The sequence below is a fragment of the Clostridium carboxidivorans P7 genome (assembly GCF_001038625.1).
Taxonomy (GTDB): Bacteria; Bacillota; Clostridia; order Clostridiales; family Clostridiaceae; genus Clostridium_AM; species Clostridium_AM carboxidivorans.
In genome coordinates this window covers 5,490,550-5,508,501 of sequence record NZ_CP011803.1, presented here as the reverse complement: position 1 = coordinate 5,508,501, position 17,952 = coordinate 5,490,550, and the positions used below count along the sequence as shown (strand labels likewise).

Sequence of the window (17,952 nt, the reverse complement as noted above, 5' to 3'; positions counted from 1 at the left end):
AATTATTCCTCCACTACTTCCATTCTGTGACTATAAACACTTTTAACTAAAATTTCATCTTCATTCTTTTCATATTCTACCCAATAAGTCACATTAGTAATTCTAAATCTGCATAAATAATGTGAATTCTGTGGATTAAAAAATCTTTCCTTATTTCTTTCAGCATTGTCCACTGCTTTCTTTACATCCTCAATCAAAATTAATCTATCTTCCATTTGATTTTGCACATCGTCAGGTATAGTTAATTTTAAATTATAGTCTTTTGTTAAATCATTTACTTCTTCATTCCATATTTCTTTTAAAAGCTTTCTTTTAACTAGCATTCTATTTTCATGCCTGCTTGAAAGAGTTGGCATTTTTCTTAAAGCAGCTTTTTCTAAATCATCACTATAAATTAAATCTAAAATATGAAAAGTTCTCTTACCTTCATCTATAAATAAATCTTTACACATAGAACAATAAACTAAGTAATCTAAATTTCCTTCTTCTATTCTATCTTTAGCAAATTCTTTAGCTTGTTCTTTATTAGCAAAGTACACAAGTCCTCCATAGCCACAGCATTTAGTCTTTTCCTTTGAAAATTTTAATTCTTCTACTTTATGTCCTAAGGAATCTGCTATGTTTCTTATGCTGTCTTGAATTTTTTTATTATATCTAGTAGTACATGCATCGTGAACATTTAATACTAAATTTTCTTTTTCTTTATTATCAGCTGGAATTCCTTTTTCCTGCATAACTTCCCATAGAGAAATAAAACTTATATCTGGCATATATTTTTCAAATATACTGCAGCAGCTGGAGCAAGCTAAGATAAAAGTTGGTTTACCCATGCTGTTCCACTTTTCTCTTATGTCCTCTATATTTTTCTGCATTAAATCCTGTCTTCCTGCCCAATCAGCTGGTGCACCACAGCAGCCTAACATAATGCCAACGCCTTCTTCTATATTGCTCATAAGATATTTATATATTTTATCAATGTATTCAGGAGATGAAGCAGGAAGCTGACATCCTGGATAAAACATATATTTTACCTTTTCATAACCTGGCTGGTTTTTTACCATAGAAAAATAATTACTGTTACTAAACTCCATATCTTTTAATGCAAAATCATGAGCAGATACAGGCATCTTTTCCTTTTCCACCATGCTTTCTCTAGTCTCCTGTATTATATCTTTTACATTTAAACTTGAAGGACAAGCTTCTTTACAAAGTCCACAAAGAGTACAGGAATTTATCATTTTGTTGGCATAGTGATCACCTAATATTATGGATTCATTATGATTTATAACCCTTATATACCTTTTAGGCTTAATATCATATTTTTTTAAATGAGTACAAGCTTTTGCACACTCTGAACATTGACATTTTATACATCTGCTTGCTTCTTTAATGGCTTCCTGTTCATTATATTCTAAAGAAGTTTTTTTAATTGCTTCTATACTTTCTATATCATCTAATTTAAGTCTCAAGGAGGTTTCATAAGCACCTTCATTTTCCCTTGATACTGTAAGAGAAATTTTTTGTATATATCTATCAATGGATACTACAGCTCTTCTTGCAGAACTTATAGAAAATATAACTGAATCGTTTTTATTTGCAATTCTACCACCTGCAAATAGAGGCGTATCTTCTACCTGAAAAGTCTCCATATCTATCTTTAAATCTTTTTTCCAAGAACCAGTTCCTATATAAACTGCATCATACATACCTAATATTTTATCTATTTCTATTGAATCTACTGGATGATTTAAATTTATTTTTATATTTCCTTTATTTATCACTTGCAACTCTTCTTCTATGGTTTCTTTTGAAAGTTGCTCTCCTTGAAAACTCCATAACCTTCCACCTATTTTATCATTTTTCTCATATACAGTAACTTCATAACCTTTTCTATCTAAATCAAAAGCAGCTGTAATACCGCTTATACCTGCACCTACTACTGCAACTTTTTTCCCGTTTTTAGGAATTGGAATAACTCTTTTATTAGAAGAAAAGCCTAGTTTTACTACGGCTTTTTCAAGTTCATGTATATTTATAGATCCACCTAATTTGCTTCTTACACAAGCATTTTCACAAGGATGATCACATATATTACCTATTATTCTCATAAAGGGAACCTTTTTAGCCATAATCTTATAAGCTTTTTTAAAATCTGATTTTTCTATTTCCTCTATAAAGTTTTTTACATCCATGTGTAGGGGGCAAGCTGATATACAAGCTGAAGGTCTATCTTCAATACATAAATCCTGCTTGCTCAATAATTTATTTAAATCCATAAAATTCTTTACCCTCCTTTAAATAAAAAGGAATCAGAAACTTTAAAGAGGTATGTGGCACTAAAAAACATAGAAATTAATCGTTTCTGATTCCTTTAGGGAGACAATTTTAATTATATTTTACTATTTTTTTAATGCTTCAAGTGCTGCTAAAACTTTTTCTGGACGTGCAGGTAATTTTGTTATTTGCGCTCCAGTAGCATCATAAATTGCATTAACTATAGAAGCATGAGGAGCTGATAATGGCATTTCACCACTACCTGAAGCACCATATGGGCCAAGTGGTCTTGGAGTTTCCTTGTAAATTATTTCTATATCATCAGGTACATCTTTTACTTGTGGTATTCCACAACCTGTAAGTGTAGTATGTTTCTTTAAGTCTTCAAAATCTTCGCTTAAAGCAAGTCCTATACCTTGAGCTAATCCACCATACATTTGACCATCAACTACTAATTTATTTACTATTGTTCCTACGTCAGCTGCTAAAGTAAGTTTTTCTACTTTAACTTTTCCTGTAGTAGTATCAACTTCTACTTCTGATAATAGAACACCATACATATAAGTTGGGAATGGATTTCCTTGACCAGTTGCTGGATCTGGAGCTGTACAAGGTGCTGTCCATTTTCCATCATATTTTAACTCTTTACCTGCAGCTACCATTTCGTCATAAGTCATGTAAGTACCATCAGTCTTTTTCATAGCTGCTAATAAATTTTCACATGCAACTCTAGTAGCATTTCCTGTTAAAACGTTAGAACGGCTTCCACCTGAAGGACCGCTGTCTGGAGTAAATTCCATATCATTCATAAGTAATTTAATTTGTTCTGGAGCTATTCCTATTGGTCTTAAAGTTTCATGAGCTATAGTTAAAGTTCCCATGTCAGCTCCTTGACCATGATCCTGCCAAGAGTTTCCTATAGTAACTCCTTCTTTAGTTAATTCTGCCCATGCATTTGAAGTATCTGGACCATCAAGACCGCAGCCATAAATCAATAAGGAAGTTCCTACTCCATATTTCATATTTCCGCCCTTAGCATTTTTCTCTGCAGCTTTTTCTTTAGCAACCTTATAGCGTGGCATTATTTTTTCAATCAAATCTGGTAATACAATTACATCTGGATCACAACCAGTAGGAGTCTTATCTCCTTCTCTATAAGCATTCTTGTATCTTAGTTCAAGAGGATCTACTCCCATTTTCTTAGCTAATTTATCTACTAAAACTTCTGAAGCAAATAAACTTTGTGGTGAACCATATCCTCTAAATGCTGAACCCCAAGCATGGTTTGTAGCAACTGTTCTTCCTTCTCCTCTTATATTTGGAATGTTATATCCTGCACCCATAAATTGCGAACCTCTAGTAGTTACAAGGTCACCGAATTCACAATATGGACCATGGTCACAAGACCAATCAGTTTCTAATGCAGTAAACTTACCATTCTTATCAGCACCTAATTTAAGATGCATAAAGAAAGGAGATCTCTTTCCAGTATAAGTAATTTGTTGATACATGTTAAATTCTAAGTATACAGTTCTCTTTGTTAACAATGCAGCTACTCCAAGAAGTCCTTCCATAGTTGGACTGAATTTATATCCGAAAGTACCTCCAGTAGGATTTTGAACTATCTTTAAATCATCTAGTGGAACACCTATACCATCTGCTACCATTGCAGCGTGAATGTGTAATCCTATACTCTTTGAATGTACAATTAATTTTCCATTTTCATTAATATATGCAAATCCAACGTCTGGTTCTAGTGGAAGGTGAGGTTGTCTTCCTACATATGAATCATCTTCAACTACATATTCTAATGATTTCATTAAAGGTGCTGTATCTTCGCCTTTTACAGTACCACATTCAAAATAAATATTTGGTGTTCCAGGGTGAATTTCCATTGCATCTTCAGCCATAGCTGCTGGTGCACTCATATATGCTGGAAGTTCTTCTATTTCAACTTTTACTTTTGCTGCTGCTGCTTCTGCTTGACATGGTGTATCTGCAAGTACCATAGCTATTGCATCACCAAATTGGAAAACCTTTTTATCACATAATATAGGTCTTTCTAATCCATCGCCTTTATTTGTAGGGAAAGCCAATCCATTTATTCTATTTGTACCAGGTACATCTTTATATGTTATAACTTTGAAAACTCCAGGCATTTTTTCCGCTTCTGAAGTATCTATAGATAATATATTTGCATGAGATACTGTAGCTTGTACTAGTTTAATGTGTAATGTGTCTTCTGGAAGCTTTAATCCTAAATCTGCTCCAAAGTCCCAAGTACCTGTTACTTTTGCAAGAGCAGAAGGACGTATAGCATCTGAACCTAATAAGCTTTCTCCCTTTGGAAGTTTGTACCATAGTTCTTCTTTTGTTACTTCACCGCGCATTAATCTTGCTGCTTCCATAACTGCATCAACTAATGGTACGTATCCTGTACATCTACATACATTTCTATTTTTTTGGAACCAAGCTCTAACATCTTCTCTTGTTGGATTGCTATTGTGTTCAAGTAATACTTTAGCTGAAACTATAAATCCTGGAGTACAGTAACCACATTGTGCTGCACCATGTATCATCCAAGCTAATTGTAGTGGATGAAGATGATTATGATCTCCAACTCCTTCTATTGTTGTAATTTCTGCTTCATCACGAACTCTTTTAATTTTAGTTATACAAGACCTTACAACTTTACCATCTAAAATTACGGAACAAGCACCGCATTCTCCTTTTCTACATCCAACTTTAGTTCCAGTAAGAAATGTTTGTTTTCTTAAAACATCTGCCAAAGATGTCTCCGGATCTGCTATAATAGTTCTTTTAACACCATTAACAATCAAATACTTTTTTAACATACTGTACCTCCCTAATTTTTATTTAACAATTAAAAATTTTTACTTACTTGTTAATTATATTAGCAATATCCATGCCACAAATTAAATTTGCCTAATTTACTGAGTTTTCAATTAATTTATTATTTTTTTTGCTCATTTTTTACACAGAATTGTTGAAAAAGTATTGTTCGTTTTTTGAGCATAGTTCGTTTTTTGAGCATTTTTCAACCATCATTAACCATATCACTATATTTATTGTTATTAAAAACATTTTTAATAACCTTATTTTTGTTATTTTTAAAATTACATCATAAAATTGTACAAAAACTAACAGTGAAGAAAGATTTTTTCGCTAACACAAAAAAATCCTCCTTCACTGTCCTATGAAAATCCTTTAGATAAATTTTTTAATTCAACATTTCATTTAACTATCTGCTTTCCATTATTGCAAGAGCAACGGCTCCTATAACTCCCGCATCAGTTCCCAAAGCCGCTGGTACTATTTTAGTATTCTCGCTCATAGCTTTAAAGCACCTCTTACTAACTACTTCCTTTACCTTCTGAAATACTATATTTCCTCCTTTTGAAACTCCTCCTCCAATTATGACCATTTCAGGATCAAAAGAAGCAATAACATTAGCTACACATATTCCCAAATAGTTTAATGCTTTATCACGTACCTTTTGTGCTGCAGCATCTCCTTTTTCAGCTTCTTTGAACACCTCATAAGCTGTTATTTTTTCATAAGAGGAAAGTGATGTCTTTTCCCCTCTTTCTACTGCTTCTTTTGCTGATCTTCCTATAGCTGTACCTGATGCTAAAGCCTCCGCACAACCATAATTACCACAATTACATTTTGGTCCATCCTTTTCTATAGTTGTATGTCCTATTTCTAATGCATTACAAGTGTTTCCTCTGTATATCTTTCCATTTAATATAGCACCTCCACCTATTCCAGTAGAAACTGTTATAAATACCATATTATTTGTTCCCTGGCCAGCACCAAAAACATACTCACCTATAGCTGCTGCATTGGCATCATTATCTAAGTGAACTGGAATATTAAACTTATCTTCTAAAGGTTTAACTATATTAAAATTTTTAAAAGGAAGATTAGGAGTTGTTAAAATTATACCTTTTTTAGCATCTAAAGGCCCTGGAGATCCTATTCCTATAGCTAATATTTTATCTTTATCTACCTTGGATTCTTCTATTACTTTTTCTATAACTGTAGTTATCCTTTCTAATACAACTTTTTCTCCTTCATGTGAATTTGTAGGAATAATATACTTTGAAATGATATCTCCATTAAAATCAGCAATAGCGCCAGATATTTTTGTACCTCCCAAATCAATTCCTATTACATACTTGCTTTTCAATAACATCCCTCCTCGTAATTATGTTACTATATTAATTTTTAATTATTAACACACATTAAATTTTCTATACAAAAAGGCCGGAACATCATTCCAACCTTTTCATAAACATAGTATAATCTCCGTATTAATTTATGTATTATCTATTCTGAAAACACCTTAGTTACTAGTTTAACTAGCTCATCCTTTATTAAATCCTTTTTGATAAAATAGGTAGCACCAAGTTTTTCACAAATACCCATCTCATTAGAAAAATTCTTTTCTCCACCATCTGAAAGAACAATTATTTTTGCATCTCCATATTCTCCCTTTAATTCTATTACAAGTTCAAGGCCACTTTTCTTTGGCATATATATATCAGTAATTATTAAATCAATATTACCTGATTTCTTATATACCTGAATTCCTTCTTCACCATCAGAAGCTTCATATACTTTATAATTCGCTTCTTCTAAAATAAGCCTTATAAAACTTCTAATAGTTGCAGAATCATCAACTACCAATATATTTTTTTGCCCCTTATCCATTAATTTAACCTCCCCTTTTTACCTTATAACATAAACATAAATTAAAAAAATATATTTAATTCTACTTAAATCCAAATAATCTTATAACATTTTCTACCATATAATAAATTTATCCGCACTTTTTCTCATTAGTACGGATTTTCTTTTATAATATTACTATAACACTCCTAATTGTAAATTTCAATATTTTTATACATATTCCCCCAAGGAATTGGTAGCATTTATGCATTAATATACATTAATAAAAATTTATAAAAAAAACAACCGACAAAACATATTTGTCAGTTGTATAAATGACTGTATAATCATAAATATTTTTTATAAATAAACTTTTTTAGCGAATAATTATGCACTCATTTATTAACTACTATCTTGTGACTTTCTGTTCAATCATATTCTTCACTTCTTCTTGTGTCAAACCACTAGCATTAACAACTGGAACTTTTGTAGAAGTATCACTAAAACCCATCATATCTGTATTATAATCAGCTGTAACAATTACATCCAAGTTTTCATACTTTGAAGTATTATTTTCAAAATTTCCACTCAAAGTTTCTACTGAATATCCTTGAGAACTCAAATAATCTGCAATTCTAGACAATCCTTGTTCTACACCAACTTTTTTCATATGTTATCACCTCAAGTCTATTTTCTCCATTCATAGTTATTGATATACATGCTTATTTTTGTAATTAATTATGTTATTGAAAGTTATAACATAGAAAATTTTGGCTTTATGTAAGCACAATGCAACATAAGCGAAGTAACTTTCACTGCATCCTTACGTCGCATGATTTTGAAAATCTCTTTTTTTATATTTGGGTTATCTTCTTGATGGTACTTTACTATCATCTATATCACTGTTAACTATGTACTCATAATTATCATATACTACTGAATCTGGTTTAACTCTGTTAATTATCTTTACATTTTTTGATTTGTTTTTAATTTGGTTATATACATATCTCTCTACTTTCAAAGCACGTTCATTTTTTGTTGACCCTCCGTCATGTAGGTCAAACTTATACCAACCAAAACTTATTTTGAATTCAAGGTAATTATAACTTTTAGAATTTCCTTTTTCAAAAACTATCTTATTAACTTCACTATAATCATATTCCCTAGTTAAAAATAAAGTTGCTATAGAACTATGATATATTTTATTAGGAGTTAATATGTTAAAACTTCTAATCTGCATAAAGATTATTATCCCTGCTAAAACTAACAAATATTTTATATATTTATAATTTTTTAGAGGCTGTTTCAACTTGTATTTTGGAGAAATCATAATATGTATTTTATCTTCAATAAATGTTAAACATTGATAAGCAATAGCTACAAGTGCAATATATGATATAATCATAAATTCAGATCCACGTAAAACATCACTTAATATAGAAATTGATTTATAGGGACTCTCAACTACTTTACCAATTAATCTCATTATAGCTATATTTGCAATTATTGAAATTCCTAATTTAAAAATGGATTTTAATATTTTCATTTTTTACCTTTCCATGTGTATCTCTTAAATGATAAAAATACCTTTTTACCAAATCATATTACATATTTAGCCATATTATAACATATAAAAAAATAGTTCTCCCAAATTTTTAGTTTGAGAGAACTTATATTTATACTCTAACCAGGGAATATAAGGCATGCAGCAAAAAGTTTTTCATAACCTTCAGATGCACCTAATTCCATATAGTCTATTTGATGAGCTAATTGTTCAATTTCTTCCTTTACCTTAGCAGACATAAGCGCCATATATGCACCTGTTTTAGATGAATTTCCTACATATACTAACTTATCTTCAACTTTTTCTGGTAAGATTCCTATTCCCACCAAACTGTCGGCTGATAAGTGAGCTCCAAATTGTCCTGCTACAACAACTTTATCAAGATTATCCATATCAATATTAGCCTTTTTTAATAAAGCATAAAATCCTGAAAGAATAGCTCCTTTTGCTAATTGCACTTGACGAATATCTCCTTGTGTAATTAGTATTTGGTCTGGACTGCTTTCTAAAATAAACTGTCGTTTTCTGCCATCCAGTTGAATCATATCATATCTGTAATCTGATTCCTCTAACTTTTCTTTCTTTATAAATGCTCCATCTTTTTTTACAAGTTCTGTACGAAGCAGCTCTTTTACAACAGCTAATATACCACTTCCACATATTCCTATTGGCTTTTGATCTCCAATAACCTGAACTTCAACTCCACTTTCAGTGATTCTTACATCCTCAATTGCGCCTTCTGCTGCTCTCATTCCAGAACTGATATTCATTCCTTCTAAAGCTGGACCAGCTGCACAAGAACATGATAACAACTTTCCATGATTGGATAAAACAATTTCTCCATTAGTTCCAATATCTATAAACAGAACATTTTCCTTTGCTTTATGCAGCTGACAAACATATGCTCCAGCCACAATATCTGCACCTATATAAGCTGAAACTGATGGAAGACAATATAATCTAGCACTTGGTGCTGCCTTTAATCCAATATCCTTGGCCAATATATTTTTTGATTTTGTAAATATTGGTGAGTACGGAGACATTCCAATAGAAGTCGCATCAATTCCTAGAAGAAGATGCATCATTGTACAATTTGCTGCAATAGAAATCTCATAAATATTTTTTCTATCTACTTTTGATTTACTGCATATGTCTCCAATCATCTCATTAATAGAATTTACAATTGCATATTGCAGTTTTTCTTTTCCATCTTCAGGATGTTCCACTTCATAAGTTATTCTAGTTAAAACATCCAATCCAAAGTTCTTTTGAGCATTAATCATTGAAGCTGCAGCTAATTCTTTACCTGTCTTCATGTCAATTAGTGCTGTTACAACGGTTGTAGTTCCAATATCAACTGCAACTCCATAAAGGATATCAGTAGTATCACCGCACTCAATTGCAATTAATTCTCTTCCATTAAAAACCCCTGTAACTTTTCCAGTTATAAATTCATGCTGCTGAAGTAATCTCCAATCAAATTTTTCAACATCAAAAGTTTTACGTATAAGCTCTTCAAAGGAACCTTGATTTTCTAATGTAGGTTTTTCGATTTCAAAAACCTCTTTATGAATTAAAGGATTAAACTCAAAGTCAGGTGTATAACCTGTTGTAAGTATGTCATGTTTTCCTTCTTTTTGTAAAATTTCAATTACAATATCCCCCTGCGGTACTACAAGGCAAGAAAGTCTTATACCTGAATCAATTTCTTCTTTTTTTAAAAGTTTCTCTTCTGTCTCTCCGATATCAGGCAAATTTCCTTCTAAAAGTTTGATTTTGCATTTTCCACATAACCCTTTTCCATTACATGGATTATCTACAAAAACATCATTTTCAAGTAAAATTTCCAGCAAATTTTTATCAGGTGTATATTCAAAGCTTTTATTTTGCGGATTAATAGAAATCTTAGACATTAGTATCTCCATCCCCTTTTGATAAATATTCTAGCATTGCCTTTACATTTTTTAAAGGAGATTTCATTCCAAGTCCGCAAGCTGGAGATATAATATTTGATCCATCCTTTACACACTTTTCAGTTAGTTCTGCAATTTTGTTTGCTTCACCAAACTCAATTGCATAAGTACTTACATTGCCCATTAACACTCTATCTTTTAAATTTTTTCTTGCATCACTCATGTTGACTATAGAATCAAAACTTAAAGCATTACTTTTTACCTTATTTACTTCTGAATATACCCTCTTCATTTGTCCACATATGTGCACAATTGTACATTTATTCTCTTTTTGTACACTTTCAATAATTTTATTAATATATTTAACAGCAAATTCTTCAAATAGCTTTGGTCCTAAAATTTCACCTGTACCACTAGGATCAGAAATAGCTATTATATCAGCACCTGCTTCTATTTGTTTTTTTGCAAATGTAATTAATTCATCTGTGACAAAATTAAGAAATTCATGTGCTTCTTTATTGCTCTTTTTTAATTCTTTATAAAAGGTAGAAGGTTCCATTATAGAACTTGCTGTACTGATAGGTCCAGTTAAATTACCTATGATAGGAACATCAGTACCTTTTGATTTCAATAATTTAATTGCATCAATAACTACCTTTGCTCTTCCCTCTGTAAAATTAATTTGAGAAATCTTCTTCCATTCCTTAACAGAATCAATTGCATATTCTACAACATGAGGTTCATAAATCTTTGTTCCCATGTCAACCTTTGCTCCAAAATTTTCTGCCTCAATGGTCATGCAAAATGGAACTCCATAATTCTCAAAACAACCTCTTTCATACACTGCTTCTGCTAAACCTGCCATCATCTTTGCATTAGTATGTGCTTCAGGAAACTTTATTTGAGCTTCTTCTATCAACTCTGTTGTGACCATATTCATCATGCCTCCAGGACAAATACATGGTGGTCTATCAACCTTTTCTCCATTAAAAGCCTTATTTAATCGTTCTTTTGGTGACAACATATCCCTCACTTCTTTCTATGCTATATTAAGTAATCCTTTTACTAGTTTAACTGCTTCAATTGCATTAGCAGAATATCCATCTGCACCAATCAAATCAGAAAACTTCTTTGAAATAGGGCCTCCTCCTATAACAACTTTAAGATTTTCTCTTATTCCAGCTTCTTTCAATAACTCTACAACAGTTTTCATTCCACCCATTGTTGTTGTCATCAAAGTTGACATACAAACAAATGAAGCATTAACTTCTTTAGCTTTATCTACAAAACTCTGAAGTGGAACATCTCTACCTAAGTCAATCATCTCAAATCCAGCTGTTTCTAACATGATTTTTACTAAATTCTTTCCTATATCGTGAGTATCTCCTTCTACAACTCCAATTACTCCCTTTGGTTTTTCTCTATTTGCTTCATCTGCTGGAAGATGAGGTCTTAAAATTGCTAAACCTTCATACATTGCATCTGAACATAATAATAAATCCGTAACAAAATATTCTTCTTCCTCATACAATTTACTTGCACGATTCATACCATCTACAAGACCTTCCATAATACCATCAAGTATATCATATCCTGCTTCTACATATTCATTAGATGCTTCAATCGTATCTTCCTCTTCCATTTCAAATACACCATCAGATAATCTTTTTAATAATTCTTCCTTTGATACTGTCATTGTTTTCCCTCCATTTTTTCCTAAATTGTAAATTTATTTTCTAAGAGAAATTTTTTGGATCTAGTGGCCATTTTCCATATTTCCTAGCAGAAGCCATAAACTGATCAATATTTTCTAGTGGAACTGCACCTGAAAGATCGCAGCCTGATGCCAAAATATATCCACAAGGACTGTCATAAGCCTTTTGCATACAATTTTTTACTGCTGAGTCTACATCATTGGTATTTCCTAAAATCAATACTTCCACTGGATCTACGTTACCAAGTATAGGTACTTTATCTCCTACTACTTGTTTTGTATATGCTAAATCTACTCTATTATCTATACTCATCATATCGCAGCCTGATTTAACCATTTCTCCTACAATTGATGTTGTATCTCCACAAATATGATAACAAACCATCCCCTTTGCCTCATGAATCTCTTTCATTAATTCTTGAGTGTATGGTAAAACAAACTCTAAATATTGCTTCTTATTAAGAATAGTTCCTGATGCAATAGGATCACATAATAAAATAAGAATACCTGCTTTTATAAACTCCCTGCAAATCATTTTTAATGCATCATTACAGAATTTAATTAGTTGATGAAGCTTTTCAGGATTTTTTCTAGTTGCTCTAAGCAAGTTTTCTGTTTTGTAAATACTTGCAGCAGCAGTAAAAGGTCCAGATATTAATACTCCAGTTGGAACTTCATTTCCTATTTTCTCCATTATGATACGTGCAGCTTCTAAATGTAATTGAAATGCTTTATCATTTTTTAGTTCTAATTTTGACATATCTAATTTATCTACATCATTCAAATCTTCTAGAACATATTTCATAATTGCTGGTACTGAATCTTCTGGATCACTCATCTGACTACCTAAAGCTGCACCTACGCCGTGTAATCCATATTCAACAATAGTTAAGTCATTGCCAAATCTTTCATAGCAGGCAATCTGCGCTTTAGCTTCATTTAAAGCACTACTTCTTTTTTCCTTATGAGTCATTCCAAGTGCTAATCCAGACATAGAACAAGCAACTGGCATAGCTAAAATTCTGTCCATAGGTTTTCCTGTCATAAATGCAGCTAATCTTTCATTTGGCGTCATTTTATCATTCTTGTGCATGTGTTTTACCCTCCACACTTTTTTTAATTTATTTATATTAATAATTAAAGTAAATCAATTGTTTTGATTGTTCCATCTTTTAATTCAAAATCTTTATTTTTAATGCACATTTGTCCAACAAATTTTGCTTGTCCCATAACTTTTACACAAGCTTCAGAATATTTTATAGATCCTCCTAGATTAATATCCTTCCACACAGCTTTATCTGTCCCTAATAATGCAAAAGTAGTCTTAGGACAAAGCATTACTATCATTTCATCATCAATCATTTTTTCAATACTTTTTAATAACGGATAAGTAAACATTTCTACAGTTTGCTCAGCATATTTGGGTCCTAAAATATTTAATCCTCCAGAAGAATCAGCATAACTAATCATGTTAACTCCTGCTTTTTTAGCTTCTTCAACAAAACGTAATATTTCCTTTTGGAATTTATCGAAAATAGCCTTCATAGTATCTGGTTCTTTTCTAAATAACTTAAAAACATGACGAGGATCAATTAAAACATTCATAATTGTAAATGGTCCTGAAATATATAGAAGAACATTTTCTCCTTTGTCTCTTAAATATTTACAAGCTTTTAGAACCTCTGATATACGTCCTTTTGAGTAATCGATTTCAGGTAGATTTAATATCTCTTCTGCTTTTGTGCAAATATAATCTTTTGCCCTTGGACCTGTTTTTTCATTTCCCAGATTGATTATTCCACCCATAGCTTCGCCCTCAACGGTATGACAGAATGGCAATCCACAAAAATTTGCATTATCATATTTCTTTAATTCTTCTGCCAATGTAGCCATGCTGTCCCAATGCATATAGGCTTCTGGAAAATGTAATCCTGTTTTTTCTGTAACCTCTTCGTTAATCCCTACAGAATTATCATACGTACAATTAAAGTCAATAATTTTACTCATGTTAATTCCTCCTTTTAGTCGGAAACACGGAGTAGTTAATCCTACTCGCTCCCGCTCGTGAACTACTCGTTAAAGTCCATTTAGGACTTTAACCTCCCTTTATAAAATAAGTAAGCAAATATATCAAAAACTTAGCAAATTATATAAGTAAGCATCTCAAAATCGTATATTTTTATATATCTGATTAAAATTTCGGATACCTACTTAAAACTTTAGATACATGCCTATTTGTAAAACATTGTAATATTTTTTGTTTTTTTAACTGATTTCCAATAAAAGCTACCTTTGTTTCTTTAACTTCTTTTATGTATTCCCAAGAAAAATGGTGTGGAGTAAAATCAAAATAAACAAGTTGTTTTGTATCAAGTTCTAAAATTCCTTTAGCTCTCAAAATATAACCATATTCCTTACTCTTTAAAGAAGCTAAGATTTTATCTATATCCTTCTCTAGAAAAATTTTGGGATTGTCTATAGATAAAGTACTGAACACTTTATCTGCAGGTGTTGATACAACTTCTTCTTTTAAATCAATTTGAAAGTCTTCAATTGTATCTAATATTTCAATTATTTTTTCACCCTCATAAGAATACCAATCATCCTTAAGGATATATGCTTTTTCATTATTTAGTTTTATTTTAGAAATTACTTCTTCAACTTTTTCGTCATCTATACTATCTATATGGCTTAAAAATATAATATTAGCATTTCGAATTTGATCTAAATAAAATCCACCAAAATTCTCTAAATAATCATCAAATGCACTTACATCTACAATAGTTATAAGATGATTTATTCTTATATTGGAATTTGAATTTTCAGAAATTTTATCACAAACTCTTATGATATCTGATAAATTTCCTACACCAGATGGTTCTATAAATATATGTTCAGGTTTATATTCTAACGCTAATTCCTCTATGCTATCTTTAAAGTTTTTTACCAAACTGCAACAAATACAGCCAGCATAAATTTCTTTAATAGGTAGTTTGTCATTAATCAAGTCTCCATCAATGCCAATATCACCAAATTCATTCTCAATTAAAGCAATTTTACCTTTCATATTAGGAAGGATTTTTTTTAAAAATGTAGTTTTTCCAGCTCCTAAAAATCCAGAAATAATATTTACATTAATAATCAATACAAACCTCCTTCATCAACACTTTTAATTACAAGTTAAATAATTAACATGTAATTTTAAAAATAAATTTACAATATCTCTTGTGTTATGTCATTTCATAGATAATTCTAAATTATTTTGTTGATATCTACTAAATAATTTTAGCATTTAAAATACTATTGGTCTAATCATTATTAGTTATTGTTCGATACACATTTATAAGTTATATTTATAGGAAAATTATGGTTTTAAACTTCTAAATTTATATAAATATTTTTAGCAATAATGACAAGATAACCTTTTCATTCCAATTTAAAATGAAGAAATTGTTGCAATTTCATTAAATATGTATTAGTATATAAACATAAATTTAATAACTCAGATGAAAATAGCGGGAGAGTTATGGCTGTTGCCATTCACCGAAGAAGTAAATCTTTCAGGTACCTAATTTATTAATTAGAGATGACCGCTATTGGATGAAACCTTGGAGAGACTCTTAATAGAGCACCGAAGGAGAAAGCCTTAAAGGCGAAACTCTCAGGTAAAAGGACAGGGGACAGGTAACATATCTTACAAAAGTAATATATATCAATTACTTAATTTAGATCTTATCTATTCCCATTTGTATCTCCAATTACAAAATACTTATAGGAAAAGGCACTTTTTAGTACATGCCTTTTGACTAGAATGGAGGGATAAAATGGATCAATTAACAAAACTACTTACTCAAATTAATTCTATCATATGGGAGGATTCCTCTTTTAATTCTACTAATGAGAACTGGAATCTAAATTACCATACTTCTAGGGTTACTTCAATTGTTTCTTACTCTAAAATTCATTTTTGAAAAAAATCAATAAAATTATAATGAAAAAGTGATGTTACTAGTTTTGCAGCATTATGTACTGCACTAGCAGCGGCTATTGAAGTTATGCTTTGTATTAGCATAAACCTCAATAATATTTTTGCGTATCATTTCAATGTAAAATTATTCATTTATTTCAAAATAATAACTAAAACAATCGCAATTATATTACTCAAATTTAAAAACAATGATATTTTAGAAAGGCGGAATATATATGTCAGAAAATCAAAATTTATCGAGGGGATTAAAAAATCGTCATGTCCAGTTACTTGCAATTGGAGGCGCAATTGGTACTGGATTATTCCTTGGTTCAGGTAGATCTATTCATTTAGCTGGTCCATCTATTTTATTTGCATATATGATAACAGGTATAATGTTATTCTTTGTAATGCGTGCTCTTGGGGAATTATTACTTTCTAATTTAAACTACCATTCTTTTGTAGAATTCGTATATGATTATCTAGGAGAAGGAGCAGCCTTCATCACTGGATGGACATACTGGTTTTGCTGGGTTTCACTTGCTATGGCTGATGTAGCTGCCACTGGACTTTATATACAGTACTGGTTTCCAAATGTAGCTAGGTGGGTTCCAAGCCTTATAGTTCTTGTAATTTTGCTAATTATGAACCTTACTGCAGTAAAGTTGTTTGGTGAAATGGAATTCTGGTTTGCTTTAATTAAAGTTGTTGCAATTTTAGCACTTATTATAGTTGGTACATTTATGATTATAAAAGGATTTTCTACAAATGCTGGTGCATCTAGCTTTACAAATCTTTGGAATCACGGTGGCTGGTTACCAAATGGAGTAAGTGGTTTTATCCTTTCCTTCCAGATGGTTGTATTTGCTTTTACTGGAATCGAATTAGTAGGACTTACAGCTGGTGAAACTGAAAATCCAGAATATGTTATTCCAAAGGCTATTAACAATATTCCAATTAGAATTATTATTTTCTATGTAGGAGCACTTACTGTTATTATGGGTATATACCCTTGGAATTCAATTAATCCTGCTAAAAGCCCATTTGTACAAGTATTTTCTGCAGTGGGAGTAGCAGCAGCAGCAAGCATTGTAAATTTTGTTGTATTAACATCAGCCGCATCTGCTTGTAACAGCGGTATTTTCAGCACAAGCCGTATGGTTTATTCTCTTGCTAAAGAAAATAATGCACCTAAATCAATGAAAAAATTAACTTCTAATCACATACCTTGTAATGCTACAGTATTCTCTGCAACTGTTATATTGATTTCAGTTATATTGAACTACATTATGCCTGAAGGGGTATTTGTACTAATTACAAGTATATCAACATTTTGTTATATCTTCATTTGGGCAATTATAATTATATGTCATATGAAATATCGTAAAACTAAGCCTGAACTTGCAGCTAAAAACAAATTCAAAATGCCACTTTATCCAATTATAAACTATTTGATTCTAGCATTCTTTGCTTTTGTTTTAGTTACATTGGCACTTAATAATGAAACTCGTGTAGCCTTATTTGTAACACCTGTATGGTTTATAATGCTTGGAGTAATTTACTATATACTTAAATCAAAAAAGAAAAATGAAGAAAAAGATCTTCATGATGTTGATAAAAATTTAGCATAGGCTAATACTAAAAATCAAATGGGACTGCCCACATTAAGAAATTTATATACAATATATTGCTTTGCAAATAAATGACAAACTCAATATGTTATAATGTTTATTCTTAGTGCCGCAGTCCCATTTCTAATAAAATAAATTTACATTGGTCATTATCAAAATTTCTTCTTTTTTTCAGCCTATTTCTTAATCCAATC

Annotated in this window: 13 protein-coding genes and 1 riboswitch; of the genes, 1 reads left to right on the top strand and 12 read right to left on the bottom strand. The window is 31.0% G+C overall.

Annotated elements, in window-relative coordinates; all coding sequences use genetic code 11:
• Positions 1-2: 2 nt before the first annotated feature.
• From Ccar_RS24780 to Ccar_RS24725, 12 genes are all read right to left on the bottom strand, one after another.
• Positions 3-2,276 (bottom strand): pyridine nucleotide-disulfide oxidoreductase/dicluster-binding protein, encoded by a 2,274-nt coding sequence (locus tag Ccar_RS24780; protein ID WP_007065053.1) that lies wholly within the window; start codon positions 2,274-2,276, stop codon positions 3-5.
• A gap of 123 nt (positions 2,277-2,399) precedes the next feature.
• Positions 2,400-5,129 (bottom strand): molybdopterin-dependent aldehyde oxidoreductase, encoded by a 2,730-nt coding sequence (locus Ccar_RS24775; protein ID WP_007062581.1) that lies wholly within the window; start codon positions 5,127-5,129, stop codon positions 2,400-2,402.
• 407 nt (positions 5,130-5,536) lie between these two features.
• Positions 5,537-6,487 (bottom strand): ROK family protein, encoded by a 951-nt coding sequence (locus Ccar_RS24770; RefSeq protein ID WP_007062582.1) that lies wholly within the window; start codon positions 6,485-6,487, stop codon positions 5,537-5,539.
• A 140-nt stretch (positions 6,488-6,627) separates the two neighbouring features.
• Positions 6,628-7,011 carry a response regulator gene (locus Ccar_RS24765; RefSeq protein WP_007065054.1) on the bottom strand — a complete coding sequence of 128 codons (384 nt, stop codon included), beginning with the start codon at positions 7,009-7,011 and terminating at the stop codon, positions 6,628-6,630.
• Between the two features lie 367 nt (positions 7,012-7,378).
• A complete protein-coding gene (locus tag Ccar_RS24760) occupies positions 7,379-7,639 on the bottom strand; it encodes a YkuS family protein (protein ID WP_007062584.1) in 261 nt (86 codons plus the stop codon).
• 195 nt (positions 7,640-7,834) lie between these two features.
• Positions 7,835-8,515, bottom strand: a complete 681-nt coding sequence (locus tag Ccar_RS24755; RefSeq protein WP_007065055.1) for a hypothetical protein — start codon at positions 8,513-8,515, stop codon at positions 7,835-7,837.
• Positions 8,516-8,652: 137 nt separating this feature from the next.
• A complete protein-coding gene (locus tag Ccar_RS24750; RefSeq protein WP_007061166.1) occupies positions 8,653-10,446 on the bottom strand; it encodes an ASKHA domain-containing protein in 1,794 nt (597 codons plus the stop codon).
• Positions 10,439-11,470, bottom strand: a complete 1,032-nt coding sequence (locus Ccar_RS24745; RefSeq protein WP_007065056.1) for a methylcobamide:CoM methyltransferase MtbA — start codon at positions 11,468-11,470, stop codon at positions 10,439-10,441. The genes Ccar_RS24750 and Ccar_RS24745 overlap by 8 nt, the downstream gene beginning before the upstream one ends.
• A gap of 15 nt (positions 11,471-11,485) precedes the next feature.
• Positions 11,486-12,142, bottom strand: coding sequence for a corrinoid protein (locus tag Ccar_RS24740; RefSeq protein WP_007061168.1), 657 nt, complete (start codon positions 12,140-12,142; stop codon positions 11,486-11,488).
• Between the two features lie 40 nt (positions 12,143-12,182).
• Positions 12,183-13,253, bottom strand: a complete 1,071-nt coding sequence (locus tag Ccar_RS24735; protein WP_007061169.1) for a uroporphyrinogen decarboxylase family protein — start codon at positions 13,251-13,253, stop codon at positions 12,183-12,185.
• Positions 13,254-13,297: 44 nt separating this feature from the next.
• Positions 13,298-14,167 carry a methylcobalamin--coenzyme M methyltransferase gene (locus Ccar_RS24730; protein ID WP_007061170.1) on the bottom strand — a complete coding sequence of 290 codons (870 nt, stop codon included), beginning with the start codon at positions 14,165-14,167 and terminating at the stop codon, positions 13,298-13,300.
• A 184-nt stretch (positions 14,168-14,351) separates the two neighbouring features.
• Complete coding sequence (locus Ccar_RS24725) at positions 14,352-15,305, bottom strand: CobW family GTP-binding protein (protein WP_007061171.1); 954 nt, start codon at positions 15,303-15,305, stop codon at positions 14,352-14,354.
• A 453-nt stretch (positions 15,306-15,758) separates the two neighbouring features.
• A riboswitch (glycine riboswitch) is annotated at positions 15,759-15,847 on the top strand.
• A gap of 516 nt (positions 15,848-16,363) precedes the next feature.
• On the opposite strand from Ccar_RS24725, the gene Ccar_RS24720 reads away from it, so the two are divergent.
• Positions 16,364-17,758 carry an amino acid permease gene (locus Ccar_RS24720; protein WP_007061172.1) on the top strand — a complete coding sequence of 465 codons (1,395 nt, stop codon included), beginning with the start codon at positions 16,364-16,366 and terminating at the stop codon, positions 17,756-17,758.
• The last annotated feature ends 194 nt before the right edge of the window (positions 17,759-17,952 follow it).

Bases quoted from the DNA above. Each gene is read 5' to 3' on its own strand.
- Ccar_RS24780 (WP_007065053.1), bottom strand. From the start codon at position 2,276: ATGGATTTAAATAAATTATTGAGCAAGCAGGATTTATGTATTGAAGAT.
- Ccar_RS24775 (WP_007062581.1), bottom strand. From the start codon at position 5,129: ATGTTAAAAAAGTATTTGATTGTTAATGGTGTTAAAAGAACTATTATA.
- Ccar_RS24765 (WP_007065054.1), bottom strand. From the start codon at position 7,011: ATGGATAAGGGGCAAAAAAATATATTGGTAGTTGATGATTCTGCAACT.
- Ccar_RS24760 (WP_007062584.1), bottom strand. From the start codon at position 7,639: ATGAAAAAAGTTGGTGTAGAACAAGGATTGTCTAGAATTGCAGATTAT.
- Ccar_RS24755 (WP_007065055.1), bottom strand. From the start codon at position 8,515: ATGAAAATATTAAAATCCATTTTTAAATTAGGAATTTCAATAATTGCA.
- Ccar_RS24750 (WP_007061166.1), bottom strand. From the start codon at position 10,446: ATGTCTAAGATTTCTATTAATCCGCAAAATAAAAGCTTTGAATATACA.
- Ccar_RS24745 (WP_007065056.1), bottom strand. From the start codon at position 11,470: ATGTTGTCACCAAAAGAACGATTAAATAAGGCTTTTAATGGAGAAAAG.
- Ccar_RS24740 (WP_007061168.1), bottom strand. From the start codon at position 12,142: ATGACAGTATCAAAGGAAGAATTATTAAAAAGATTATCTGATGGTGTA.
- Ccar_RS24735 (WP_007061169.1), bottom strand. From the start codon at position 13,253: ATGCACAAGAATGATAAAATGACGCCAAATGAAAGATTAGCTGCATTT.
- Ccar_RS24730 (WP_007061170.1), bottom strand. From the start codon at position 14,167: ATGAGTAAAATTATTGACTTTAATTGTACGTATGATAATTCTGTAGGG.
- Ccar_RS24720 (WP_007061172.1), top strand. From the start codon at position 16,364: ATGTCAGAAAATCAAAATTTATCGAGGGGATTAAAAAATCGTCATGTC.